The following is a 24,276-nucleotide window of genomic DNA, read 5'->3' on the forward strand; positions in this document are numbered from 1 at the left end:
AGGCTCCGGCTGCATGGTGCACGTACTCAGCAGTAGGACCCTGCTCCGGCCGGCCGACCCCGAGCGTTCCCGTGTCTTCTACGGGGAGCAGCTGGGCCTGGCGGTCTTCCGCGAGTTCGGGACGGGGCCGGAGCGCGGGGTCGTCTACTTCCTCGGCGGAGGTTTCCTGGAGGTCTCGGGCCGCTCGGAGACACCGCCGGATCCGGCCGTACGGCTGTGGCTGCAGGTGCCGGACCTGACGGCGGCGCACGACGAGCTGCGCGCCCGGGGAGTGGAGATCGTCCGGCCGCCGGTGCGGGAACCCTGGGGGCTTCTCGAGATGTGGATCGCCGATCCGGACGGCACGCCGATCGTTCTGGTGGAGGTGCCGGCGGACCATCCGATCCGCTACCGGCCGGGAATCTGAGTTGATGGGGCACGGCGGGGAGTCCGGGTCGATCCGTACCGGCCGGAAATCGAAGAGTCGATCCGCCCCGGCGGGGAAACCCGAGCCGATCCGGCCCCTCGGCCGGGGAAACCGAGCCGATCCGGCCCCCTCGGCCGGGGAAACCGAGCCGATCCGGCCCCCTCGCCGGGGAAACCGAGCCGATCCGATACCCCGGCCGGGGAGCTGGCTGGTCCGCGACCCACGTCCCGGCCTGGAATCCGGGCCCGTCGGGTACCCGACGGGCGTCGGGCCCTGCTGCCACGGGCATCACTATGAACGGCCAAGGGCCGGGGTGAGTCCGAGGTCCGGTCGGTGGCACGGGGCCGAGGGCTCGGATTCCGGGGCGGGGCAGGGACCTGAAGGTCCCGGCCGATCCGGCGGCCGGATCGGTCCTCCTCATCGGTCGCCGGTGGGGCGGCGGGCCGCCCGCCCGGCCGCAGCCGGGCGCGCAGGGCGGTTCACCGGCGGGTTGTCGAGGCCATCGGGCCAGGCCGGACCCGGTTTCGAGGCCTCGGCGGCCACCGGATGCCATAGCGCGGACCGAGGCATAGCGTGCTGAAGGGGGCCCCTTTCGGAAGGAGCGTCATGAAGCTCGACGCGCCCGTGCCCGGCGGGCCCTGCTGGGCCGAGCTGGGGACCGGTGACCTGGAGGCGGCGAAGCGGTTCTACGCGGAGCTCTTCGGCTGGCGCGCGGAGACGGATCCGCGCCAGGAGGCGGGCGGCTACACGGTCGCGCACCTCGGCGAAGCGGCCGTCGCCGCGCTCAGCCCCCTGTACCAGGAGGCACAGCCGTGCGCCTGGAACGTCTCGTTCGCGGTGACCGACGCGGATGTCAGCGCCCGGCTGCTCACGGAGGCCGGAGGCAAGGTGCTGGTCGGCCCGATGGACGTCTTCGACGCGGGTCGTTTCGTGGTCGCCCTCGATCCCGGTGGTGCCGCGTTCCAGTTGTGGCAGGCGCGGACCTTCCCGGGCGCCGGGCTGTTCAACGCGCCCGGCTCGCTCGGCTGGGTCGAGCTGCTGACCCGCGATCGCCACCGGGCGGAGACCTTCTACATCACGGTGTTCGGCTGGACCGTCCGCTCCTCGGAGAACTACCTCCAGTGGGGCGTCGGCGGCGCGGACTTCGGGGGCATGACGACGATGGACGAGAAGTTCCCGCCCGAGGTGCCCCCGCACTGGCTGCCGTACTTCGCGGTGACGGACGTGGACGAGTCCACCCGGACCGCGGTGGGCGCGGGCGGCGCCGCCCTCATGGAACCGACCTCGGTGCCGGACGGTCCGCGCATCGCCGTACTGCGGGACCCGCAGGGCGCGGTGTTCGGCGTGTACCGGGCGGGAGACGAGGGGTGAACGCCGACGGGTCGCGGTCACCCGGCCCGGTCCCGCGTGGAGGCGGCGCTCAGATCCGCAGGGCCCGCATGTGTCCCTCGAGCCGGCTCAACAACTCGCCCAACAGATCGGCCAGTTCTCCCTGACGGTCGTCGTCCAGGGCGGACAGCACGGCACTCTCGTAGACGAGTTGCTCGGGCATGATGCCGTCGACGAGGTCGCGCCCGGCGTCCGTGAGCCGGAGGTGGGCGACACGGCGGTCCCGGGTGTCGACGCGACGCTCCACCAGTGCACGCCCGGTGAGCTGCTTGAGCCGCTTGGTGACGGCCGCCCCGGAGGAGAAGGTCTCCCGGGCCAGTTCGCCCGGCGTCAGCTCATGTCCGGTGCGGCGCAGCGCGCCGAGCAGATCGAACTCCGCTCGGCTCAGGCCGGCCCGGCGCAGCGGGGCGTCCTCGGCCTGCTGGAGCAGCGCGGCGCAGCGGTTGACGCGGCCGATGATCTCCATGGGGCCGGTGTCGAGGTCGGGCCTGACCGTCTGCCACTGCCGCACGACAGCGGCGACGGTGTCGTTCCGTACCGGCTGTGCGGGCTCCGACGGCTGTGCCGGCTCTGACTGTTCTGACGGCACGGACGGCTGTGACAGGCGTGACGGCTGTGACGGTCGTACCGGGTCGCCGTTGCCTGTCCGGCCGCCGCTCCCCCGCCTGCCGCCACGCTCCCGCCCGTCGCCGCTCCTCGGACGGTCTCCGGTGGTTCCGGGGCCACCGGCCACCGGTTTCGCCCCCGTCGCCGGTTCCGTCCCCGTCCCGTTCCCGGCCGCCGCCCGTCCCTGCGTCGCCGTCATCGCCGTACGTCCTCCGCTCCCGTGCTCGCGTCCCGGTCCAGGAGCAGCCCCTGGCGCCGTACCGTCGCCGCGAGCGTACGGTGTCCGGACTGTTCGGCCGCGACGACCCGCTCCTCGGGCAGTGCGCGCTGCCACCACTCGCCGGACGCCGCGTCGGCGGTGGCGCGCAGGTCGACCAGCGCGGCGGCGAGGCCACGGCGGGCGGACTCCAGGTCGCCGCCGGGGGCGGGGCGCGGCTCCGCCAGGAGGCGGGCGGCGTGTTCGCGGGCCCGTTCGGCGGCCGTCAGGGCGTGCCCGAGGCGGTCGCCGGCCCGGCGGTTGGTGACGGCGACCGCGGCGACGAAGCCGACCACGGCGCCGACGAGGGTGTCCATCAGCCGCTCGGTGATCAGCCGGCCCGAGTCCTGGGCCTGCGCGAACTCCGTGATGAGCAGCGCCATCGGGGTCACGCAGACGCTGCCGAGCCAGTAGTTGCGGCTGATCAGCGCCTCGGCGCCGAAGTTCAGGGCGAGGCAGGTCAGGACGAGGGCGGTCTGGGTGAGATGGGCGAGCGGGACGAGCGCGGCGAAGGCGAGCACTCCGACCAGGTTGCCGACGACGCGCTGGACTCCGCGGCTCCAGGTGAGCGTGATGTTCGCCTGGTAGAGGGATGCGGCGGTGACCAGGGCCCAGTAGGGACGGCCGACTCCGACGGCGAGCGAGGCGTACCCGGCGAGGGCGCAGCCGAGGGCCGTGCGTGCGGCGATCGGCGCGAGGGGGCCCAGGCGGAGCCACAGCGGCGGTCGCCCGGTGGCGAGTTCGGCGTCGACGCCGAGGAGTTCGTCGTCGTCCACCAGGTCGCCCGGGTGCGGTACCGGGCCGGTGCCGCGCAGATCGCGGGCCCAGTCGCGCAGCCGCTTCGGGTCGGTGTCGGCGGGGGCGGCGAGGGCGATCTCGGCTCGGACGACGAGACGCTCCAGGGCCCGCCGGTTCTCCGTGGCGCGGGCCGCCAGCAGGGTCTGCCAGGCGGCGTGCACGGCGGCGGCCGCGGCGGCGCGGGTCCGGGCGTGGCCGTCGCCGGGGCCGTCCGTGGCGGCGTGGGCTGCGGCCGCGTTCAGAGCGTGGGCGGTGGCGCGGCGCTCGGGGCCGTGCGGCCGCAGCAGGCCGGGCGCCATGCCGATCAGCCAGGCCCAGGCGCCCGCGGCGAGAGCCAGCCCCAGGTGGCCGGGGACCTGCCCGAGGGTCTGCGGGGCGAACAGCGCGGCGGAGCTGATGAAGGTGAGGACGACGTTGGCGGGCGGGCCGAGGCGGGTCGCGTCGCAGAGGGCCTTCTGCGCGGCCGCGAGCAGGGCGCCGACGGTGACCAGGGCGACGGCGTCGCTCGTCAGCGAGGCCGCGAGCAGGGCGACCGCCAGTCCGGCGGTCATGCCCAGCACCACCCAGGCCAGGACTCGGGCCCGTGCCGCGTAGGGGCGGTTGTGGGCGTACAGCGCACACAGGGACCCGGCCATCGTGTACATCGCCAGGTCCAGCCGCCCGACGGCCAGCAGGATCAGGTTCGGCGGAGCGACGGCGGCGATCACGCTCAGGGCGGGCTTGAACCAGATGTCCGAGGGCCTGCCGAGGCGCAGCACTCCGGCGATCGGGAGGCGGCGTCCCGGGCGCTGCCCGCGCCGGCGGCCGTGCGGCCCGCCGCGCGGTTCCGGGCGGGCTTCGGGTCGGGGGTGCCGCGGGGTCGCACTGCTCATACCTACTAATTTAGCATGTGTTTTACCCGTGAAATATTTAGTGCTCCGCCGAATGCTCCCCGTGTACACCCTTGCGCCCGCGTGCGCACGGTGTGCCGTGGGCATCGCAATCCTCGATTGCGAACGTCGAGCGGGGAGGTGCGCATGCACGGACCGGCTTCGCCCGGCTGGCTGCTGGTGGCGCTGTGCGCGGCGACCGGGGCCTACTGCCTGCTGCGGATGCGCAGCGCGGTCGAAGAACAGCGCAGAGCCGCGGGCGGCGAGGCGCTGATGGGCTTCGGGATGGCCGCGATGGCCGTGCCCGCGGCCGCGTTCACCCCGCCCGCGTGGGCCTGGCCGGCCTTCGCGGCGGTCTTCGGGACGGCCGCGCTGCGGGCCCTGTGGGCGGCCCGCGCCGGCGCCCACCACCTTCACCACCTGATGGGGGCCGGGGCCATGGTCTACATGGCCGCCGTGATGGCCGCCGCGCCCTCGCACCGGCACGGACACGGCGGCTCCGGCGTCCCGCTGCTGACGGGGGTGCTGCTCCTGTACTTCACCGGGTACGTCCTCCTCGCCGGGGTGCGGCTGCTGCCGGTGGCCGGGACGGGTGGCACCGCCCTGGCCTGGAGCGACCGGCCCGAGGTGGCGCGGGCGTGCCGGCTGTCGATGGGGATCGGGATGCTCGCCATGCTGCTGACGATGTGAACCCAACTCGGGCGTGGTCTAGGTCACTTCGCTGTGACAAGCCGTACCCCTGAGCGGGACGCCGCTCATAGGCTGCAGCCCATGATGGTCCCCGCGGTACTGCTGCTGCTCGGTGCCCTGACCGCCGTCATCGCCCCCCGGCTGATCGCCCGGGCCGACTGGCCGGACCGCGAACCGGTGGTCGCGCTGTGGGCGTGGCAGTGCGTGGTGGCCGCGGTCCTGCTGTGCTGTGCGCTGTCGATGACGCTCAGCGCGGCGGCGGCCTGGCAGGCGGTGCGCGGCCATGTCTTCGCGCCGGCCCCGCGCTCGGTGGTGGAGGCGTACGCGCTGGGCACGACGGGCCCCTGGGCGGCCGCGACAGCGGTGGCGCTCGCGTGCGGCGGACTGTGGAGCGGGGCGATGCTCGTACGGGAGGTGCTGCGCAGCCGCGCCGGACGCCGATCGCGGCACGCCGAACTCCGTTTGCTTGCACCGCTGTTGCCGGGTGAGGAGTCCGCGTCCGGCCGGCTGCTCGTGCTGGAGGGCGAGCGGCCCGACGCCTGGTGGCTGGCGGGTGCGGCACCCCAACTGGTCGTCACCACAGCGGCGTTGCGGCGCCTGAAGGGACGTCAGCTGGATGCCGTGCTGGCGCACGAGCAGGGGCACGCCCAGGCACGCCATGACTGGTTGCTCAACTGTTCGACCGCACTGGCCACCGGCTTTCCGCAGGTGCCGGTGTTCGCCGCGTTCCGCGACGAGATACACCGGCTGGTCGAGTTGTCGGCGGACGACATGGCCTCGCGGCGCTTCGGCCGGCGGACGACCGCGCTCGCGCTGGTCGAACTCAACGAGGACCGGGGCGTGTTCGGCCCCGCCCCCGCCCCGCAGGCCCATGTCCCTCAGCGCGTGCACCGGTTGCTCACACCGCCCGACCGCCTCACCGCGGCCCGCAGACTACGACTGACGGCGGGAGCCTCCCTCGTACCGGTGATCCCCGTGCTGGTGACCCTGGTCCCCGCCCTCCGGGCACTGGGCTGAACCCCACGGCCCGAAGAACCCCTGGGGTGGCCGTTGGGGCTTCTGGGGCGGTTGTTCCGGCCGCTGCAGTGGACGCGCCGGTGGTGGTTGGCCGGGCTTGCGGGGCGGGTGGTCGGACAGTGGGGTGCGCAGCCGTCTACGGAGCGGCTGGTTCCGGTTCTGGGGCGGGTGCCAGGGTCACGACCAGCAGCCCTGCCACCACTGCCACCACCTCGCGACTCCACCCGGCCGACCCCGACCACCAGGAATCCCATCCGCCCTCCTCGAACAGGCCGTCCCGCCGGGCCAGGACCGAACACCACCGAGGCCCCCAGCCGTCCCAGGGTCACCGCCACCAGCAGCACCCCCCGGGTACCGCCCCGCGATCCCACCCGGCCGACCCCGACCACCCCGGACCTCACCCGCCACCGCACCTGAGCAGGCCATTCACCCAGAACCCACGACGGACACCCTCGACGCAGGGCGGGCCACCCCAGCACCCGGGACAGCTGTCGTCGGCCGTCGGGGCAGCCGCGTCAGAAGCCCTCCCGACCGACCCCGGAACGGGGGCCGGCCGCCCCGGAACCCGGACCGGGCGCCCCGAGTTCGCATCTGGCCCCACCGTTCGGCGAGGATCTCCATATGCCCCATCCGTCCGTCGACTCCCCGCCCCGCCGCCCCGCCCTGCGCACGCCGCTGCGGACCGCCCTGGTCCTGGGGCTGCTTTCGGCCCTGCTCCTCGCCCTGGTCGCGGCCGACTGGCATCCCCTGCTCTCCGCCGACGGCGACATCTCCCGCACGACCCACCGCTGGGCCGTTGCCGACCCCGACGTCACCCAGGTCTGCCGCATCCTCACGGACTGGGTCTGGGACCCCCTGACCATGCGTCTGCTGGGCGCGGCGGTCGCCGTGTGGCTGGTGTGGCGGCACGGGGCCTGGTGGACGGCCGGGTGGCTGGTCGTCACATCGGCGGTGGGCACACTGATCCAGCAGTCCCTCAAGGCGGGGGTGGGCCGCGCCCGCCCGGTCTGGCCCGACCCGGTCGACTCCGCCCACTACGCGGCGTACCCCTCCGGGCACGCCCTGACGGCCACGGTGGTGTTCGGTCTCCTGCTGTGGCTGCTGCACCGGCACGGCGTCGCCCCGGTCGTGTGGCGTACGGCGGTGGCGGTGGCGGTGGTCTCCGTGGCGGGCGTGGGGCTGACCCGGATCTGGCTGGGCGTGCACTGGCCCTCGGACGTCCTGGGCGGCTGGCTGCTGGGCGCCATGCTGGTGGCGCTGGCGATCGCGGCACACCTGCGCTGGCGCCCGTGATCCTGCCGGGGGGACGGTGGCGACGGTACGGCTACGTGGGCCCGTAGGACCTGCGGCGGGCGGTCGTGCCGGGCGCCGGCGGCCGGGTGCCGGCGGCCGGGTGCCGGCGGCCGGGTGCCGGCGGCCGGGTGATCCGCTGCGCCGCGGACCTGGAGGGGTACGCGGTGGCGCAGGAGCGGGAGCCGTTCACGTACGTCGTCGGGCTCGACGGCCTGTCGCGGCTCGCGCGTGTTCACGGTCGCGTGCGAGGCGCTGGACACCGATCCCGGCGGGACCCTGATGGTGGGCGACGACCGACGCGCGGACGGCGGGGCGGCGGCGCTGGGATGCGGTGCACTTCGTGGACATCTGCCGGCGGCCGAACGTCCGGACACGCTGCGGACGGTGCTGGACCTGGTGGGGGGCGGGGTGACCCGATACCCTCGGCCCGCTCCGACGACGGTCGCCTGAGGCCACCATTACGGGAGAAGCGCGCCCACTCTGGACGATCCCCCGCGTCGCCCAGAGCAGGCGGCAGCCCGGTGTGCTCCGAAGCGGAACCCCACCGGGTCGACCCTGAGTATAGTTGGCTGCCAGCCAGTCAACGCAGGAGTTCCAGGATGTCCCCGCGCAGCGCCTCGGTCAATGAAGAATTGCGGCGGCGTTCCCGGGAGCGGCTCCTTCAGGCCGCGGTGGAGCTGGTGGGCGAGCGCGGGTACGAGGCGACGACGCTCGGTGACATCGCGGACCGGGCCGGCTCGGCGCGTGGTCTGGTGTCGTACTACTTCCCCGGCAAGCGGCAGCTGGTCCAGTCGGCCGTGCACCGGCTGATGCACCGCACGCTGGAGGAGGCGCTGGAGCGGGAGCCGCGCACCGAGGACGGCCGGGAGCGGATGGCGCGGGCCATCGACGGCATCCTGGGCCTGGCACGGGACCGTACGGTGCTGATGCGCCAGCACATGGCGGGCCTTCTGCAGGCCGAGGGGTTCGTGCAGTGTCCGGAGCAGCAACGGCTGGCCGAGCTGCTGCGGGAGACCGCGGCCCGGCACGGGTCGCAGGACCTCGACCACGACTACCCGATGCTGCGCTCCCAGCTGATGGGAGCGGTCTACGCGATGGTGCTGCCGAACGTGTCCCTGCCCCTCACGACGCTGCGCGCCGAACTGTTCGCGCGCTACCGGCTCGACTGGGAGCAGGGGGTCCCGCCGGACGCCGAGGCGCCCGACGGGAGGAGTGACACCGATCTGTCGCGCTTCTTCGCGACCGACCCGACGACTCCGCGGAGCGAGGGTCAGTCGAAGTAGTCCGGCTGGGTCTGGACGTTGAGCTCGTGGACACGGACCCGCTTGGCCGGGTCGGTGCGCCGGTCGCTGAGCTTCAGCACGTCGAAGCCCTTGGCGATGTCGTTCGAGTAGATGTAACCGTTGTAGTAGTACGCCGACCAGGAGCCGCCGCCCCTCAGCACCTGGGTGTCGAGCGGGCCGCGCTCGAAGTAGGCGATCTCCGCCGGTTTCGACGAGTCGGTGAAGTCCCAGACCGAGACACCGCCCTGGTACCAGGCCTGCACCATGATGTCCTTGCCCTTGACCGGGATCAGCGAGCCGTTGTGGGCCACGCAGTTCTCGGTGTCCGCCTGGTGACGGGGGATCTTGTAGTAGCTGCGGAAGACCAGCTTGCGCTTGTCGCCCTTGCCGACGATGTCGTAGATGCCGTCGGCGCCCTTGTCCGGCCCGGTCACCGCGTTGCACGTGGCCGCGCCGCCGCCGCCGAGCTCGTCGGTGAAGACGACCTTGTTCGCCTTCTGGTTGAAGGTCGCCGAGTGCCAGAACGCGAAGTTCACGTTGTCCTGGACCTGGTCGATGACCTTCGGGTGCTCCGGGTCCTTGATGGAGAACAGGATGCCGTCGCCCATGCAGGCGCCCGCCGCGAGGTCCTTGGAGGGCAGGACCGTGATGTCGTGGCAGCCGGTGGTCTTGGAGACCCCGGGATTGGTGGGCGAGCCAGGATTGCCGCCGCCGTCCGGACCGTCTCCCGGGAACAGCACGGGGAAGCTGACGATCGCGGCCTTCTCCGGCGTCTTGCGCGGCACCTTGATGACCGAGATGCCGTCGTGCGGGGGCTGGCAGTCGGGGTAGGCCGCGTTCGGCGAGTACGAGGAGACGTAGATGTAGACGTTCTTGCGCTCGGGCACCAGGGTGTGGGTGTGCGAGCCGCAGGCGGTCTCGACGGCGGCGACGTACTTGGGGTTCGCCTTGTCGCTGATGTCGAAGACCTTCATGCCCTCCCAGGACGACTTCTCGGTCACCGGCTGCGTGGTGCTGTTGCAACTGCTGTCGCTGCGGGAGGAGTCGGTGGACAGGAACAGAAGGTCGCCCGAGACGGAGATGTCGTTCTGGGAGCCGGGGCAGAGTACCTGGGCGACGGTCTTGGGGGACTTCGGGTTGCTGATGTCGAAGACCCGGAAGCCGTCGTAGTTGCCGGAGAAGGCGTACTTGCCCTGGAAGGCGAGGTCCGAGTTGGTGCCCGGCAGGGCGTCCTTCGGGATGTTCGTCAGGTGCTCGATGTTGGCGGAGTGGACGATCTCGTCCTGCCCCGGTATCTCGCCGTCGGCGATCGCCGCCGCCGCCTCGGCCCGGGCGCCCTCGGACACCTTCTGCTGCACGGCGGGACCGTCCCCCGGGTCGGGGGTCGCGGCTGCCGGGACGGCCGTCAGGAGCGCGGCCAGCAGTCCGGTACACGCGGCGGCCACCCCCAGCCGTCTGCGGCGCGTTCGAAGGTCGTTCAACAGGGTCACTGTGTCCTCCCTTGTCGCCGTTCACGCGGAACGGTTCGCGGTGCTCCGAAGTATCGTCTTCATCATGCACATATCAAGGGCTGGCAACGCACTCGTAATGAATCTTTCGGTTCAGTAGTGCGACCCATGGTGCGAAGATCCAGACGGGGACGGCAATCCCGTCCTCAACTCACCTGCTTCAGGAGGTCGTTGTGCTCGTCCGCCACGCGCCCCTCGTCTCAGCCTCACTGCTGCTCGCCCTCGCCCTCGCGGGGTGCGACTCCGGGCCGGACACCAAGTCGGGTGCGGCGAGCGGCCCTTCGGTGATCGCGCCGGGCAAGCCGGGCGAGACGAACCGGACCCTCTCCGCCCAGGACGCGGCCGAGCAACGCGCCGACGACGACACACCCAACTCCGCCGACGTGGCGTACGCGCGCATGATGATCCAGCACCACGCCCAGGCCCTGGAGATGACCGAACTCGCCCCGGAGCAGGCCGAGTCGAAGGCCGTCAAGGGCCTCGCGTCGCGGATCGGCGCCGCGCAGGGGCCGGAGATCGAAGCCATGAAGGGCTGGCTCACGACCTACGGCGAGGCCGAGACGGGCGGCGAGCACGACCACGCGGCGATGCCCGGGACGGCCACCGAGGCGCAGTTGAACCAGCTGCGCGCGGCCCGCGGCAAGGCGTTCGACGCGCTGTTCCTCTCCCTGATGATCACCCACCACGGGGGCGCCCTCACCATGGCCGCGGAGGTCAAGGCACACGGCAACAACGTGCGGATCGAGGAGATGGCGGACGATGTGATCGCGCAGCAGACGAGCGAGATCACCCGGATGCGCGGCATGCAGTGACACCCCGGCCCACGGAACCTCGCCGACAGGCCTCGACAGCGCGACCGGTCGACGGGGCCTGTCGACGCAGCCGGTCAAGGTCCGTCCGACGCGTCCGTTCGACGCGTCCGTTCAACGCGTCCGTTCAACGCGTCCGTTCAACGCGTCCGTTCAACGGGTCTCGCCTGTGGTCCTCGCCGATGAGCCGTGTCAGCGGCGGGCGTGACGTGGGGTCAGGTATCCCGCGTCACGCGCCTGCGCGATCAGCCTGAGCGATCTGCGGCGGCCGCGCCCCGTCGCGCACATGACCGCGAGCACGGGGTCCACCCCCTCCTCCTGGGCCGCGCGGTACTCCCGCGCCACCAGCCGCCGCCCCTCGATGCCGCGCGGCCAGGCCCGACGGGCCCGCCGGGGGCCGAACGCCTCGTCGGCATCCCCGACGACGGCCGGCTCCCGCGCACCTTCCGCACCTTCCGCACCTTCCGCACCCGCCGCACCCGCCGCACCCGCCGCACCGTACCCGCCGCGCACACCGTCCGCGACAGCCGCGACCTCCGCGACCGCCGGGTCCGCCGCCTCCGCCTCGACCGCCCCCTCCCCCGTGTCCGCCGCCTCCCCCGCCTCCCCCGTGTCCGCCGGGTCCTCGGCACTCTCCACGCCCGCAGCCAGGAGGGCCCCGCCTCGGTCGCACCTCTCGAACAGCGGTCCCTCGATCCAGTCCGCGAGCACCGTCAGGTCCACCAACGACAGGGGCGGCTGGGCGCGGACGTCCTCGACGCAGACACGCCCCTCGCAGACGACGGCCAGCAGCTCCACCCGCGCGCCGTCGACGAATCCCAGCCGCACATGGAACCAGGACGTGACGCCCCCGGCTTCCTGGACTTCCCACGCGGGCCACACGGAGACCGTGCCGTCCTCGGCGGAACGATCAGAAAGATTAAGAAACGATGCTTCTAGCACACACTCGACGTAACCGCATGATCACATTCCATACGAGCGGACACGCACCACCGAACGCGCACAGCACCCTGTCAGCGGAGCCGCGCTGATGCGATGCTGGAGACACCAGCGATCTCCTCCGTCCCCTTGGGTAAGGAGTTGCGCGTGCTGCGTGTCGCCGTCGTCGGCTCAGGGCCGAGTGGGGTCTACACCGCCCAGAGCCTGGTCCAGCAGGACCCCGAGGTACTCGTCGACGTCCTGGACCGGCTGCCGTGCCCGTACGGGCTGGTGCGGTACGGCGTCGCCCCGGACCACGAGAAGATCAAGTCGCTCCAGAACAATCTGCGCGCGGTGCTCGAGCACGAGCGGGTGCGCTTCCTCGGCGGGATCAGGGTCGGGACGGGCGGGGTGCCGGCGGCCCGGCTTCGCGAGCTGTACCACGCGGTCGTGTACTGCGTGGGCGCCGCCACCGACCGGCACCTCGGTGTGCCCGGCGAGGAGCTGTCGGGCAGCTGGTCGGCGACGGAGTTCGTGTCCTGGTACAGCGCGCATCCGGACACCGTCGCCGACGGGTTCCTGCGGGACGTCCGCTCGGCGGTGGTGGTGGGCGTCGGGAACGTGGCCGTGGACGTCACCCGGATCCTGGCACGGCGGGCGGCCGAGCTCACCCCGACCGACATGCCGCAGGCGGCGCTGAGCGCGCTGGCGGCGAGCGAGGTCGGCGAGATCCACATGGTGGGACGGCGGGGCCCGTCGCAGGCCCGCTTCACCACCAAGGAGCTGCGCGAGCTGGCCGGCCTGCCGGACACCGAGGTGGTCGTGGACGAGGCCGAGCTGGCGCTGGACCCGGCGTACGGCGACCCCTCCGCGCTGCCGGCGGCGCAGCGGCGCAACGTGGAGGTGCTGCGCGGCTGGGCGGCGAGCCCGCCGGCGCTCGGCGCCCGGCGACGGATCCGGCTCCGGTTCTTCCTGCGACCCGTCGAACTGCTCGCCGGCAACGGCCGGCTGGCGGCGGTGCGTTTCGAGCGGACCCTTCCGGACGCGCACGGCGGGGTGACGGGCACCGGGCGGTACGAGGACATCGAGGCACAGCTGGTGTTGCGGTCGGTGGGATATCGCGGGGTGCCGCTGGAGGGTCTGCCGTTCGATCCGGAGCGGGGCACGGTGCCGCATCTCGCGGGGCGGGTCCTGCGCGAGGGCGTGGTGGCGCCGGGCGAGTACGTGGCGGGCTGGATCAAGCGGGGCCCCACCGGGGTGATCGGCACCAACCGGCCGTGCGCGAAGGAAACGGCGACCTCGCTGCTGGAGGACGGCCCCGTCCTCGTACGGCGGGAGCTGCCGGGCGATCCGCTCGAGCTGCTGCGGGCCGCCGGGGCCGAACCCGTCGAGTGGGCGGGGTGGCTGGCGATCGAGCGGGCGGAGGCGGCGCTGGGCGCCTCGCTGGGGCGGGGTGTCGTGAAGCTGCCGGACTGGGCGGCGCTGTGGACGGCGGCGGGTCCCGCCAGGATCGGTGTACAGGACACACAGCAGCAACATCAGTGAAATCAACAAACTGTTTAAGTCCCGTACGTTCTCGTGCTGTTCGACCTGTCCGGCCCGGTCGGGCCTGACCGGGCCGGGCCGACCGGGCCGTTCGGTTTGTCCTGTCCGTCCTGTCCGGCCGGTCCGTCCTGTCCGTTCGGACCTGACCGGCCCGTCCCGCCCTGTTCGGATGCCCCCGCCACCGCCCTGGAGCGCCCATGCCCCTGACCGCCCCCGTTCATCCCGTCGACGAGGTGCCACCCGCACGGCAGTTGGCCGCGTTCGGCCTCCAACACGTGCTCGCCATGTACGCGGGCGCGGTGGCCGTGCCCCTGATCGTGGGCGGTGCGATGAAGCTGTCGCCCGCCGACCTGGCGTATCTGATCACCGCCGACCTGCTGGTGTGCGGCATCGCCACGCTGATCCAGTGCGTCGGCTTCTGGCGGTTCGGCGTACGGCTGCCGATCATGCAGGGCTGTACGTTCGCGGCGGTCTCCCCCATGGTGCTGATCGGGACGACGGGCGGCGGACTGCCCGCGATCTACGGGTCGGTGATCGTGGCGGGGCTCGCGATCATGCTGCTGGCGCCCCTGTTCGGCAGGCTGCTGCGCTTCTTCCCGCCGCTGGTCACCGGCACCGTCATCCTGATCATCGGCATCTCGCTGCTGCCGGTCGCGGGCAACTGGGTCGCGGGCGGCACCGGTTCGGCGGACTTCGGGGAGCCGAAGAACATCGGACTCGCCGGGTTCGTCCTCGCCGTGGTGCTCGTCGTGCAGCGGTTCGCGCCGGCGTTCCTGAGCCGGATCGCTGTGCTGATCGGCATCGAGGTGGGGCTCGCGGTCTCCATACCGTTCGGGTTCACCGACTTCGACGGCGTCGGGGACGCCGACTGGGTCGGGATCAGTACGCCGTTCCACTTCGGCGCGCCCGCCTTCGAGGCGTCGGCGATCATCTCGATGCTGGTCGTGGCTCTGGTCACGATGACCGAGACCACCGGTGACCTCATCGCGGTCGGCGAGATGACCGGCCGCAAGGTCGAGCCGCGCAGCCTCTCGGACGGGCTGCGCGCCGACGGTCTGTCGACCGTCCTCGGCGGTGTCTTCAACACCTTCCCCTACACCGCCTACGCGCAGAACGTCGGCCTGGTGGGCATGACCCGGGTGCGCAGCCGCTGGGTCGTCGCCACCGCGGGCGGCATCCTCGTACTGCTGGGTCTGCTGCCCAAGCTGGGCGCGGTGGTGGCCGCCGTTCCGGCGCCGGTCCTCGGCGGGGCGGGCCTGGTGATGTTCGGGACGGTCGCCGCGAGCGGTCTGCGGACGCTGGCCGAGGTCGACTTCAAGGGGAACCACAACCTGACGGTGGTGGCCGTGTCGGTCGCGATGGGCGTGCTGCCGGTCGGCGTGCCGACGATCTACGAGCAGTTCCCCGACTGGTTCCGGACGGTGATGAACAGCGGTATCAGCGCGGGCTGCCTGACCGCGATCGTCCTGAACCTGCTCTTCAACCACCTGCCCTCGAAGGCCGCGCGGGAGACGGTCGCCCTGCCGACCGCCGGCGGCGAGGAGCCCGTCGGGGACGTGCCGGAGAAGTCCAGGGAAGAGGCCGTCTAGGACGGCCGTGGGCGGCCGGGCTCACCGGCCGCCCACGGGACATCAACTCGCGCCGCAGGCAGTTCCGTCGAGCGTGAAGGCGCCGGGCGCCGCGCTGTTGCCGGTGTGGGTCGCCTGGTAGCCGATGGTGACGCTCGCGTTGGGGCCGAGCGTGCCGTTGTACGTGGCGTTGGTCGCCGTCACCGCTCCCGAGGCCGGTGCGTAGGTGGCGCCCCAGCCGTTGGTGATCGTCTGGCCGGCGGGCAGGGTGAAGCCGAGCCGCCAGCCGTCGACCGTGGTGGTACCGGTGTTGGTCAGGGTCACGGAGGCGGTCAGACCGGTGTTCCAGGCGTTGGTCGTCGCGGTCACCCGGCAGCCGCCGGGCTGGGGCTGGGGGGTGGGACCGGCGGCGTCCAGGCCGAAGAAGGTGATCACGCGGGCAGCCATGCCCCAGGCGTACAGGTTGTGGCCGACGCCCTGGAGACTGACGGCCTCCACGGGAGCCTGGTCACCGGTGGCGCCGTACCGGGTGCGGGTCCAGCCCGAGACGGGCGAGTCGGTGGCGGCCGGGGTCTGACTCACGCCCCGCACGTCGGTCCACTGCTTGATCTCCTCCCCGAAGTTGGGGTAGCGCAGCACGTCGTCCTCGGTGCCGTGCCATACCTGCATACGCGGCCGGGGCCCGGTGTAGCCGGGGTAGGCCGCGCGTACGAGGTCGCCCCACTCCCGCGCCGTGTGGATCACGGTGCCGCCGGAGCAGGCGCTGTTCCACTCGGAGCCGTCGGCGGTGGCGAAGCAGCCGAAGGGCACCCCGGAGAAGGCTGAACCGGCGGCGAACACGTCGGGGTAGTCGCCGAGCAGGACGTTGGTCATCATCGCCCCGGAGGAGATACCGGTGGCGTAGACGCGGCCCGTGTCGGCCGCGTAGGCGGCGGTCACCCAGTCGATCATCGACTTGACGCCGACCGGGTCGCTGCCGCCGCCGCGCCGGAGCGCCTGGGGCGAGGACACGTCGAAGCACTTGCTGCTCCGGGTGACGGACGGATAGACCACCACGAACCCGTACTGGTCGGCGAGTTGGGAGTACTCGGTGCCGGAGTACATCGCGGGCCCGGAACCGCCGCACCAGTGCACCGCGACGAGCACCGGCGGGTGAGCGGTGACGTTGACCGGTGCGTAGACGTACATCTGGAGATTGCTGGGGTTGGCACCGAAGCCGGTGACCTCGGTGAGGGTGGCCGCCGGGACCGGCGCGGCGGCCTGCGGGCTGGCGGAGGCGGCGGGAGCGGTGAGGAGAGCGGCGGTGAGCAGGAGCAGCAATGCCCCGCATAGCGAACGCAAGGCTCTCCCGAGGGAGTTCGACACGCGCTTGTCCCTTTCTGGTAGCGGCTCGGGGGACGTCGTACGTGGGGTGCGCGAGAGGGAATCGGCGGCTCGGCAGGTGACGCCGGTCTGCGGGGACAGACCGGGACACGTCCCCCTCCTCGACACTCGCGAGGGGGACGTCCGCACCGCATGGTGGCATGCACACGCTTGCCATGGAAGCGCTCCCACGGCAACTCCCGGCAAGCCCTTACTGGTTGGCCGAGGCCTGGCCGAGTGGCCGAATGTGTTCTGCGCAAAGCGTTGACTAGAAAGCGCTTGCCCTCTACGTTCCGTTCAGCAGTGTGACCGAGCCGCTCACGCATTCCGACAAAGGGCCGCACTGCCCGCGCAGTTCGTTCAACACCGCACGTGACATTCACATACCTGACCACCCCCCTCCCCCGAAGGGACGCACCCCGCATGCGCACAGGGCCCCCACGTACACAGGCGCAAAGGTCCGCCCCCGTCGCATACGGCCGCACCGCCGAGGCCGCCCGGAACACTCCGGCCGTCCGGAGCACCCCCACCATCCCCCACCTGGAAGAAGGCATCGGGACATGACTTCACCAGCACTGCCGCGCCGACGGCGCACTCTGACGGGCGCCCTCGCCGCTCTCGCGCTCTCGGTTGGCATGATCATGACTACCGGGGCGCTGACTCCGGCGAACGCCGCCACGTGGCCCAGCGCGACCGGCAGCCAGGCGGTCTCCTCGACCATCGCGGTGTCCGGCACCAAGGACTACGGGATGATCCGCCTCTACGGCACCGGCGACCTGGGCAGCGGCAACCAGGACGAGGACCAGGGGCCGATCCTGGAACTGGCCGCCGGCGCGGTGCTCAAGAACGTCATCATCGGCGCCCCCGCCGCCGACGGCATCCACTGCAAGGGCGCCTGCACCCTTCAGAACGTCTGGTGGGAGGACGTCGGCGAGGACGCGGCGACCTTCCGCGGCTCCTCGTCGTCCAACGTGTACACCGTCTCGGGCGGTGGCGCGCGGTCGGCCAGCGACAAGGTGTTCCAGTTCAACGGCGCCGGCACGCTGAACGTCTCCAACTTCGCGGTGCAGACCTTCGGCACCTTCATCCGCTCCTGCGGCAACTGCTCGACGCAGTACAAGCGGACGATCAACCTCAACACGATCGAGGCGACCTACTCGGGCAGCAAGCTCGTCGGCATCAACACCAACTACGGCGACAGCGCGACCCTGAAGAAGATCACGATCGTCGGGGACAGCAGCAAGAAGATCATCCCGTGCCAGAAGTACATCGGCAACAACACAGGGGCCGAGCCGACCACCAACGGCACCAGCGCGGACGGTACTTACTGCAAGTACGCGTCGTCCGACATCACCTACAAGTAGCCCCCTCCCCACCGGTCCCCCCACGGTAAGAAGGCGGCCGTACGAAGCGTCCCCGCACGGCGCTTCGCACGGCCGCCGTACCTGTGCGCCCGCACCGATGCGCCCGTACCTATGCGCCCGGCCCCGACACGGTGGCGACGAGTTCCCGCTGGTGGTGACCGTAGGCGGTACGCAGGGCCGGTCCCGGCCAGTCGGCCGGGAGGAGTCCGGCCGGCAGCACCGGGTCGGCGAGAAGATGCCGCACGACCGCCGCGAGGGCCGTGAAGCGCTCGGCGGGCCGCCGGGTCGACTCGACGTGGGCCAGCAGGACCCGGGCCGTCCGCGCCCACGCGTCGAGCGGCCACAGTCCGGCGGCCAGCCCGGGGGCGGGCAGGTCGGGGCGGGCGGTGAAGTGCTGGAGCACGTCCCCGAGATCCGCGGGCCAGGGCCGGCCCAGATTGGCGGGCCGCAGCCAGACCCCCTCACGGAGCTCGGCGAGCCGGAGGACGCTCAACCGGCCGCGCAGTTCGGCGCGCTCGGCGGGGCCGCGGCCGGTCGCGGTGATGACGGCCATCTCCCACGCGCCGTCCCACGCACGCGTGTCCGGGTGCACGGCGTCGTCCTGGCGGCGCTGGCGCTCCAGCAGCCGGTCGCTGAGCCGGTAGACGCCGTCCGTCCGCCGCAGGTCTCCCGCCGCCACCATCCGGCTGAGCGCCGCCCGCACCGTCGAGCCGCCGACCCCGAACGGCTCCACCCCGCGCACCAGGTCCTTCGCCGCCATCTCGGGCGGATGCGTCCCCAGCAGCAGACTCAGGACCACCGAACGCGCGGACAGCGGGGGCAGGTCGACCTCGCCCGGCCGCGCCGTCACGTTCATCCGCATGAGGCCGTACTTTACGCGCGGCCTCGATGTTGCACTGTTGCTGCACCCGTAGAGAAAGTGCAACATGATCCGCATGGCCCACATACTCACCCAGCCGCAGGCCCGGCCTGCGCCGCCCGTCCCGTCGTACGTCACGCACGACGTCACCAACCAGCCCCCGCCCCTGGCCCCGTACGACGCCTCCGACGACGTGGCCCTGCTGGAGGGGCTGCGCCGGGAGGGCGCCGGATGGGCGGAGCCGGACGTCCGCCGGATCGGTCTGCTCGCGGGCGGCGTCGAGGCGCAGGAGTGGGGCGAGCTGGCCAACCGGCACGAACCCGTCCTGCGCACGCACGACCGCTACGGGCACCGTGTCGACGAGGTCGACTTCCACCCCGGCTGGCACGAGCTGATGCGGGTCGCGGTCGCGGAGGGGCTGGCCGGCGCGCCCTGGGCGGACGACCGGCCGGGCGCCCATGTGGCGCGCACGGCGGGCGGTCTCGCCTGGGGGCACACGGACGCCGGGCACGGCTGCCCCACCTCGATGACCTACGCGGCCGTCCCCGCGCTGCGTCGCCAGCCGGAACTCGCCGCCGTCTACGAGCCGCTGCTGACCGGCCGGGTGTACGACCCGGGGCTGCGGGTGCCGACGCAGAAGCGCGGGCTGCTCGCGGGCATGGGGATGACCGAGAAGCAGGGCGGCTCCGACGTCCGGACGAACACGACGACGGCCCTGCCCACGGCGGAGCCCGGGGTGTACACCCTGCGCGGGCACAAGTGGTTCACGTCGGCTCCGATGTGCGACCTCTTCCTGGTGCTGGCGCAGGCGCCGGACGGGCTCTCGTGCTTCCTGGTGCCGCGTGTGCTGCCCGACGGCACCCGCAACACGTTCCGCGTCCAGCGGCTGAAGGACAAGCTGGGCAACCGCTCCAACGCGTCCTCCGAGCCAGAGTTCGACGGGACCGTGGCCTGGCTGGTGGGGCCGGAGGGACAGGGCGTCAAGACCATCCTCGAGATGGTCAACTGCACGCGCCTGGACTGCGTGATGATGTCGGCGACGCTGATGCGCAAGACGCTCGTGGAGGCGGGGCACCACGTACGGCACCGCGGCGCGTTCGGGGCGCGGCTGCTGGACCAGCCGCTGATGCGCAACGTGCTGGCCGACCTGGCGCTGGAGTCGGAGGCCGCCACCACGCTCACCCTGCGGCTGGCCGGCGCGGCCGACCGGGCGGTGCGCGGAGACGACGGTCAGGGCGCCGAGCGGGCCTTCCGGCGGATCGCCACGGCGGTCGGCAAGTACTGGGTGACCAAACGGGGTCCGGCGTTCACCGCGGAGGCCCTGGAGTGCCTCGGCGGCAACGGCTACGTGGAGGACTCCGGAATGCCCCGCCACTACCGCGAGGCGCCCCTGCTGTCCATCTGGGAGGGCTCGGGCAACGTCAACGCCCTCGACGTGCTGCGGGCGTTGACCCGTGAACCGGCGACGGTGGACGCCCTGTTCGGCGAACTCGCCCTGGCGCGGGGCGCGGACGCCCGCCTCGACGCCGCCGTCGTGCGGCTGCGGACCCGGCTGGGCGAGGCGACACCGGCCGGCGCCCGCCGTCTGGTGGAGCAGATGGCCCTCACCCTCCAGGCCTCGCTCCTGGTCCGGCACGCCCCGCCCGCCGTCGCCGACGCGTTCTGCGCGACCCGGCTGGGCGGCGACTGGGGGTACGCCTTCGGCACGCTCCCGGACGGCGCCGACCTCGACGGGATCCTGGAACGGAGCCTTCCCGGCACCGACTGACGCCTGCCAGGTGTGAGCCGCCGCCGGGCCCCCTCGCCACCTGCGCCCCCGTCCGGTCGTCGGGTCTCCTTCCGGACAGGAGCGCGACCGGGCCGTCGGGTCAGCCCGTCGGGCGGCCCCAGAGCGCGTCGAAGCGGGCCCAGTCGGTGTCCCACTGCTCCACACGCCGCCGTTCCATCCGGCCCCGCAGGACGCGGCCGCCCGCGAAGGGGAGGACGGCCGCGGCGACTCCCGCCAGGCCGCCGACGAGGGAGGCGCGCAGTCTGGCCTGGGCGGCGGTGGCCGGCTTCGTCACCAGGCGGCCCTGGCGGTCCGTCCAGACCGTGACGGGGGTGCCCGCGGCGCTGCCGGGGCCGACCCGGACCTGCCCCTGGTGCGCGGAGCCGTCCGGTCCCGTCCAGCCGACCTTCGCCCACACCTGATCACCGGCGGCGGAACCGTTCACGGCGGCCTCGCCCGGGGCCTGCTCGGTCAGCCGCCCCTGGAGGGGCCGCCACTCCACGCGTTCCCGCGCCAGACCGTGTTCGACGGCCCCCGCGGTCGCCCACCCCGCCAGCACCCCGGCGAGGACGGTCAGCACCCACACGCCGAGCACGACCCAGGCCTCCACCGTGTCGGCGCGGCGCTTGAGCGGGTTGCGCCGCCAGCGCCACAGCCACACCTTCGGACCACGGAACGCCATCGAAGGCTTCCTCCTCACGAGCACATGAACATCCCGGCCGCCCTCCCATACGGGGCGGGCGGGCCTGATGCTCAGGGCGAATCCGTCGTCCCGACGGCGCCACGGGCCCGGCGCCCGCGCAGGCGTCCCGGCGAAAGTGGCCGATGTCCTGCGCTCCCGGACCGCCGTCGCCGCTGTGACCTGCGGCGACGGCGTTTCCAGAGGTGACTGTCAGTGGCGGGGTGCAGACTGGCCGATGTCTGGGACAAGGACGTCAAAGACACAGCGGAGGTGATCGGGCATGACCGAGACACTGCTTGCCGTGGGCACGCGCAAGGGCCTGTTCATGGGGCGTCGGCGCGGTGGCACATGGGAGTTCGACGAATCCCCCTACTTCAACGCACAGGCGATCTACTCGGTCGCCATCGACACCCGCGGCGACCGGCCGCGGCTGCTGGCCGGCGGCGACAGCGCCCACTGGGGCCCGTCGGTGTTCCACTCCGACGACCTGGGCCGGACCTGGACCGAACCGGCCGCCCCCGCCGTCAAGTTCCCGCCGGACACGGATGCCTCGCTGGAGCGGGTGTGGCAGTTGCACCCGGCGGCCGCCGAGCCCGACGTGGTGTACGCGGGCACGGAACCGGCCGCCCTGTACCGCTCGGAGGACCGCGGCGAGAGCTTCGAGCTGGTCCGCCCGCTGTGGGAACACCCGACGCGCTCGAAGTGGGTGCCGGGCGGTGGCGGGGAGGGCCTGCACACGGTTCTCACCGACACGCGCGATCCGCGGTCGGTGACCGTGGCCGTGTCCACCGCCGGGGTGTTCCGCACGAGCGACGGCGGTGCGAACTGGACGCCCGCCAACTCCGGCGTCTCCGCGGTGTTCCTGCCGGATCCGAACCCGGAGTTCGGCCAGTGCGTGCACAAGGTCGCGAGGGACGCGGCGAACCCGGACCGTCTCTACCTCCAGAACCACTGGGGGGTCTACCGGAGCGACGACGGGGGCGGGCAGTGGACCGACATCGGCGCGGGCCTGCCCTCCACCTTCGGCTTCGCCGTCGCCGCGCACCCGACGCGCGGGGACACCGCGTACGTGTTCCCGATCAACGCCGACGCGGACCGGGTGCCCGCCGACCACCGGTGCCGGGTCTTCCGTACCTCGGACGCGGGCAAGACCTGGGAACCGCTCACGGCGGGCCTGCCGCAGGAGGACCACTACGGCACGGTGCTGCGCGACGCGCTCTGCACGGACGACGGGGACCCGGCCGGCGTCTACTTCGGCAACCGCAACGGCGAGGTGTTCGCCTCGGCCGACGACGGCGACAGCTGGCGGCAGTTGGCCTCGCACCTGCCGGACGTCCTGTGCGTACGGGCGGCGGTGGTCGGATGAGCCGACCCGCGCGCGAGGGGCGGCCGTCCGGCCTTGGCCACCGGTTGATCAGCGACCTGTGTACGGCAGTAGGGTGACGCCGTGGCACCACGACCCTTGCATGAAATCGTCGAACCGGGCTGGGCCGAGGCCCTTGGACCCGTCGCCGGGAAGATCGCCGAGATGGGCGACTTCCTGCGCGCGGAGATCGCCGCGGGACGCACCTATCTCCCTGCCGGACAGAACGTCCTGCGGGCCTTCCAGCAGCCCTTCGACGACGTCCGCGTCCTGATCGTCGGACAGGACCCGTATCCGACGCCCGGGCACGCGGTGGGTCTGTCGTTCTCGGTCGCTCCGGAGGTCCGCCCGCTGCCCGGCAGCCTGATCAACATATACCGGGAGCTGAACACCGATCTGGGCCTGCCCCAGCCGTCCAACGGCGACCTGACACCGTGGACGCAGCAGGGGGTGCTGCTCCTCAACAGGGCGCTCACCACGGCTCCGCGCAAGCCTGCGGCACATCGCGGGAAGGGCTGGGAGGAGGTCACCGAACAGGCCATCCGGGCGCTGGCGGCGCGCGGCAAGCCCCTGGTGTCCGTTCTGTGGGGCCGCGACGCCCGCAACCTGCGTCCGCTGCTCGGGGACCTGCCCTCGGTGGAGTCCGCGCACCCCTCCCCCATGTCGGCGGACCGCGGCTTCTTCGGCTCGCGGCCGTTCAGCAGGGCGAACGACCTGCTGGTCCGGCAGGGAGGTCAGCCGGTGGACTGGCGCCTGCCGTGACCGGCGGTGCCGGTCCGGGCGACGGGGCCGGGACCGGCACGGCGGTCGGCTCCGGCAGCGGCATCCTCGCCGTGGACTCGGGCGGTTCCGGTCTCCGGGTCGTCCTGGGGACCGCCGAGCACGGCGCCCTCGGCCGGCGCTCGTCCCCGGTCCCCGTGCGCACCGGCGCGCGGGGCATCGACCCGGACCACCTGATGTCACAACTGACACCTCTGGTAAGGGCGTTGTCGGCCGAGGCCGGCGTCCCCCGGCCCGCTACGGCGGTCGTGGGCGCGGCGGGGCTCGGCACCCTGGGCGACGCGCTGCGCGCGGAGCTCCCGGGCGCCCTGGCGCGGGAGTTCGGCGTCCGGACCACCGCGCTCGTCGCCGACGCCGTCATCGCCTACGTCGGCGCGCTCGGACCACGGCCGGGCGCCGTGGTCGCCGCGGGTACGGGCCTGATCGCGATCGGTACGGACCTGACGGCATGGCAGCGGGCGGACGGCTGGGGCCATCTGCTGGGCGACTGCGGCGGCGGCGCGTGGATCGGGCGGGCCGGTCTGGAAGCCGCCCTGCGCGCCTACGACGGGCGGCCCGGCGGGTCGGCCTCACTGCTGGCCCGGGCCGAGGAGCGGTTCGGGCCGATGACCGGGCTCCCCGGTCTGCTGTACCCGCGTCCGGACCGACCGGCCGTCCTCGCCTCCTTCGCGCCGCAGGTGGCCGCCTGCGCCCACGACGACCCGGTCGCCGACGGCGTCCTGCGCACCGCGGCCCGGCACATGGCCGAGTCGGCCGCCACCGTCTGTCCGGCCGGCGGAGAACCCCGGATCGCTCTCACCGGGGGTCTGTTCAGGATGGGCGACCCGCTCCTCGTCCCCCTGGAGGAGGAACTCGCGCGGCTGCTGCCGCACGCCCTGCGGGTGCCCGCCGAGGGCGATCCGCTGGACGGCGCCGTGCGCATCGCCACCGCACTGGCGACGGGCACGCTCACGCTGCCACGCGAGGAGAGCCTGTTCTCGGTGGAGAGCCTGGTGAACCCCCTCTGATGCATCGTACGTAGGGAACGTACGTCATGCCCCAAAAGGGGGATTACCGCCTCCGAGGGCAAGTCGCCTGGAAAACACGCTGATCACTTCTGATCCGTACGTAACTCATCAGACAAAACCGGACGGATACCGCTCA

At 72.7% G+C, this 24,276-nt stretch carries 21 protein-coding genes and 1 pseudogene; 15 read left to right on the top strand and 7 right to left on the bottom strand.

Going from position 1 to position 24,276, the window contains the following annotated elements; genetic code table 11:
- The first annotated feature begins 13 nt into the window (after nt 1–13).
- The gene (locus QQM72_RS03610; RefSeq protein ID WP_314219299.1) at nt 14–406 is read left to right on the top strand and encodes a VOC family protein; all 393 of its coding nucleotides are present in this window, start codon (nt 14–16) and stop codon (nt 404–406) included.
- Between the two features lie 606 nt (nt 407–1,012).
- Entirely contained in the window at nt 1,013–1,777 is a 765-nt protein-coding gene (locus QQM72_RS03615; RefSeq protein WP_314219300.1) for a VOC family protein, read from the top strand.
- A gap of 49 nt (nt 1,778–1,826) precedes the next feature.
- Here QQM72_RS03615 and QQM72_RS03620 read toward each other — a convergent pair whose 3' ends face one another.
- Both QQM72_RS03620 and QQM72_RS03625 read right to left on the bottom strand, forming a co-directional pair.
- Nucleotides 1,827–2,384 (bottom strand): MarR family winged helix-turn-helix transcriptional regulator, encoded by a 558-nt coding sequence (locus QQM72_RS03620; RefSeq protein ID WP_314219301.1) that lies wholly within the window; start codon nt 2,382–2,384, stop codon nt 1,827–1,829.
- Nucleotides 2,385–2,596: 212 nt separating this feature from the next.
- On the bottom strand, nt 2,597–4,213 hold the full coding sequence (locus tag QQM72_RS03625) for an FUSC family protein (RefSeq protein ID WP_314219645.1): 1,617 nt from the start codon (nt 4,211–4,213) through the stop codon (nt 2,597–2,599).
- Nucleotides 4,214–4,471: 258 nt separating this feature from the next.
- On the opposite strand from QQM72_RS03625, the gene QQM72_RS03630 reads away from it, so the two are divergent.
- The 5 genes and pseudogenes from QQM72_RS03630 (at nt 4,472) to QQM72_RS03650 (ending at nt 8,607) form a co-directional block, all read left to right on the top strand.
- Nucleotides 4,472–5,014 (top strand): DUF5134 domain-containing protein, encoded by a 543-nt coding sequence (locus QQM72_RS03630; protein ID WP_314219302.1) that lies wholly within the window; start codon nt 4,472–4,474, stop codon nt 5,012–5,014.
- A gap of 81 nt (nt 5,015–5,095) precedes the next feature.
- Entirely contained in the window at nt 5,096–6,031 is a 936-nt protein-coding gene (locus QQM72_RS03635) for a M56 family metallopeptidase (RefSeq protein WP_314219303.1), read from the top strand.
- Between the two features lie 621 nt (nt 6,032–6,652).
- Nucleotides 6,653–7,324 carry a phosphatase PAP2 family protein gene (locus QQM72_RS03640; protein ID WP_314219304.1) on the top strand — a complete coding sequence of 224 codons (672 nt, stop codon included), beginning with the start codon at nt 6,653–6,655 and terminating at the stop codon, nt 7,322–7,324.
- 225 nt (nt 7,325–7,549) lie between these two features.
- A pseudogene (locus tag QQM72_RS03645) lies at nt 7,550–7,774 on the top strand (hypothetical protein); the annotation flags it as partial.
- Between the two features lie 149 nt (nt 7,775–7,923).
- Nucleotides 7,924–8,607 carry a TetR/AcrR family transcriptional regulator gene (locus QQM72_RS03650; RefSeq protein WP_314219305.1) on the top strand — a complete coding sequence of 228 codons (684 nt, stop codon included), beginning with the start codon at nt 7,924–7,926 and terminating at the stop codon, nt 8,605–8,607.
- Here QQM72_RS03650 and QQM72_RS03655 read toward each other — a convergent pair.
- Nucleotides 8,595–10,097 (bottom strand): LVIVD repeat-containing protein, encoded by a 1,503-nt coding sequence (locus QQM72_RS03655; protein WP_314219306.1) that lies wholly within the window; start codon nt 10,095–10,097, stop codon nt 8,595–8,597. The two genes, QQM72_RS03650 and QQM72_RS03655, sit on opposite strands and share 13 nt — an antisense overlap.
- A gap of 191 nt (nt 10,098–10,288) precedes the next feature.
- Here QQM72_RS03655 and QQM72_RS03660 point away from each other — a divergent pair, with 191 nt between their 5' ends.
- Entirely contained in the window at nt 10,289–10,927 is a 639-nt protein-coding gene (locus QQM72_RS03660; protein WP_314219307.1) for a DUF305 domain-containing protein, read from the top strand.
- Between the two features lie 189 nt (nt 10,928–11,116).
- Here QQM72_RS03660 and QQM72_RS03665 read toward each other — a convergent pair whose 3' ends face one another.
- Nucleotides 11,117–11,866, bottom strand: a complete 750-nt coding sequence (locus QQM72_RS03665; RefSeq protein ID WP_314219308.1) for a DUF6214 family protein — start codon at nt 11,864–11,866, stop codon at nt 11,117–11,119.
- Nucleotides 11,867–12,010: 144 nt separating this feature from the next.
- On the opposite strand from QQM72_RS03665, the gene QQM72_RS03670 reads away from it, so the two are divergent.
- Both QQM72_RS03670 and QQM72_RS03675 read left to right on the top strand, forming a co-directional pair.
- Nucleotides 12,011–13,387 (top strand): FAD-dependent oxidoreductase, encoded by a 1,377-nt coding sequence (locus QQM72_RS03670; RefSeq protein ID WP_314219309.1) that lies wholly within the window; start codon nt 12,011–12,013, stop codon nt 13,385–13,387.
- 197 nt (nt 13,388–13,584) lie between these two features.
- Nucleotides 13,585–14,976, top strand: coding sequence for a nucleobase:cation symporter-2 family protein (locus QQM72_RS03675; protein ID WP_314219310.1), 1,392 nt, complete (start codon nt 13,585–13,587; stop codon nt 14,974–14,976).
- Between the two features lie 42 nt (nt 14,977–15,018).
- Here the strand turns inward: QQM72_RS03675 and QQM72_RS03680 are convergent, their stop codons facing one another.
- The gene (locus QQM72_RS03680; RefSeq protein WP_314219311.1) at nt 15,019–16,320 is read right to left on the bottom strand and encodes an extracellular catalytic domain type 1 short-chain-length polyhydroxyalkanoate depolymerase; all 1,302 of its coding nucleotides are present in this window, start codon (nt 16,318–16,320) and stop codon (nt 15,019–15,021) included.
- Nucleotides 16,321–16,877: 557 nt separating this feature from the next.
- On the opposite strand from QQM72_RS03680, the gene QQM72_RS03685 reads away from it, so the two are divergent.
- Nucleotides 16,878–17,681: a pectate lyase gene (locus tag QQM72_RS03685; RefSeq protein WP_314219312.1), complete on the top strand. Its 804-nt coding sequence runs from the start codon at nt 16,878–16,880 to the stop codon at nt 17,679–17,681.
- Nucleotides 17,682–17,790: 109 nt separating this feature from the next.
- On the opposite strand, the gene QQM72_RS03690 is transcribed toward QQM72_RS03685, so the two are convergent.
- A complete protein-coding gene (locus QQM72_RS03690) occupies nt 17,791–18,543 on the bottom strand; it encodes a PaaX family transcriptional regulator C-terminal domain-containing protein (protein ID WP_314219313.1) in 753 nt (250 codons plus the stop codon).
- Nucleotides 18,544–18,616: 73 nt separating this feature from the next.
- Between QQM72_RS03690 and QQM72_RS03695 the strand changes: the two genes are divergently transcribed.
- On the top strand, nt 18,617–20,308 hold the full coding sequence (locus QQM72_RS03695) for an acyl-CoA dehydrogenase family protein (protein ID WP_314219314.1): 1,692 nt from the start codon (nt 18,617–18,619) through the stop codon (nt 20,306–20,308).
- A 100-nt stretch (nt 20,309–20,408) separates the two neighbouring features.
- Here the strand turns inward: QQM72_RS03695 and QQM72_RS03700 are convergent, their stop codons facing one another.
- A complete protein-coding gene (locus QQM72_RS03700) occupies nt 20,409–20,990 on the bottom strand; it encodes an Rv1733c family protein (RefSeq protein ID WP_314219315.1) in 582 nt (193 codons plus the stop codon).
- Nucleotides 20,991–21,270: 280 nt separating this feature from the next.
- Here QQM72_RS03700 and QQM72_RS03705 point away from each other — a divergent pair, with 280 nt between their 5' ends.
- The 3 genes from QQM72_RS03705 (at nt 21,271) to QQM72_RS03715 (ending at nt 24,140) form a co-directional block, all read left to right on the top strand.
- The gene (locus QQM72_RS03705) at nt 21,271–22,356 is read left to right on the top strand and encodes a WD40/YVTN/BNR-like repeat-containing protein (protein WP_314219316.1); all 1,086 of its coding nucleotides are present in this window, start codon (nt 21,271–21,273) and stop codon (nt 22,354–22,356) included.
- Nucleotides 22,357–22,437: 81 nt separating this feature from the next.
- The gene (locus tag QQM72_RS03710) at nt 22,438–23,115 is read left to right on the top strand and encodes a uracil-DNA glycosylase (RefSeq protein WP_314219317.1); all 678 of its coding nucleotides are present in this window, start codon (nt 22,438–22,440) and stop codon (nt 23,113–23,115) included.
- Nucleotides 23,112–24,140, top strand: coding sequence for an N-acetylglucosamine kinase (locus QQM72_RS03715; protein WP_314219318.1), 1,029 nt, complete (start codon nt 23,112–23,114; stop codon nt 24,138–24,140). Before QQM72_RS03710 ends, QQM72_RS03715 begins: the two co-directional genes overlap by 4 nt.
- The last annotated feature ends 136 nt before the right edge of the window (nt 24,141–24,276 follow it).

Source organism: Streptomyces zaehneri (assembly GCF_032248645.1).
In the GTDB taxonomy this organism is placed as follows: domain Bacteria; phylum Actinomycetota; class Actinomycetes; order Streptomycetales; family Streptomycetaceae; genus Streptomyces; species Streptomyces coriariae.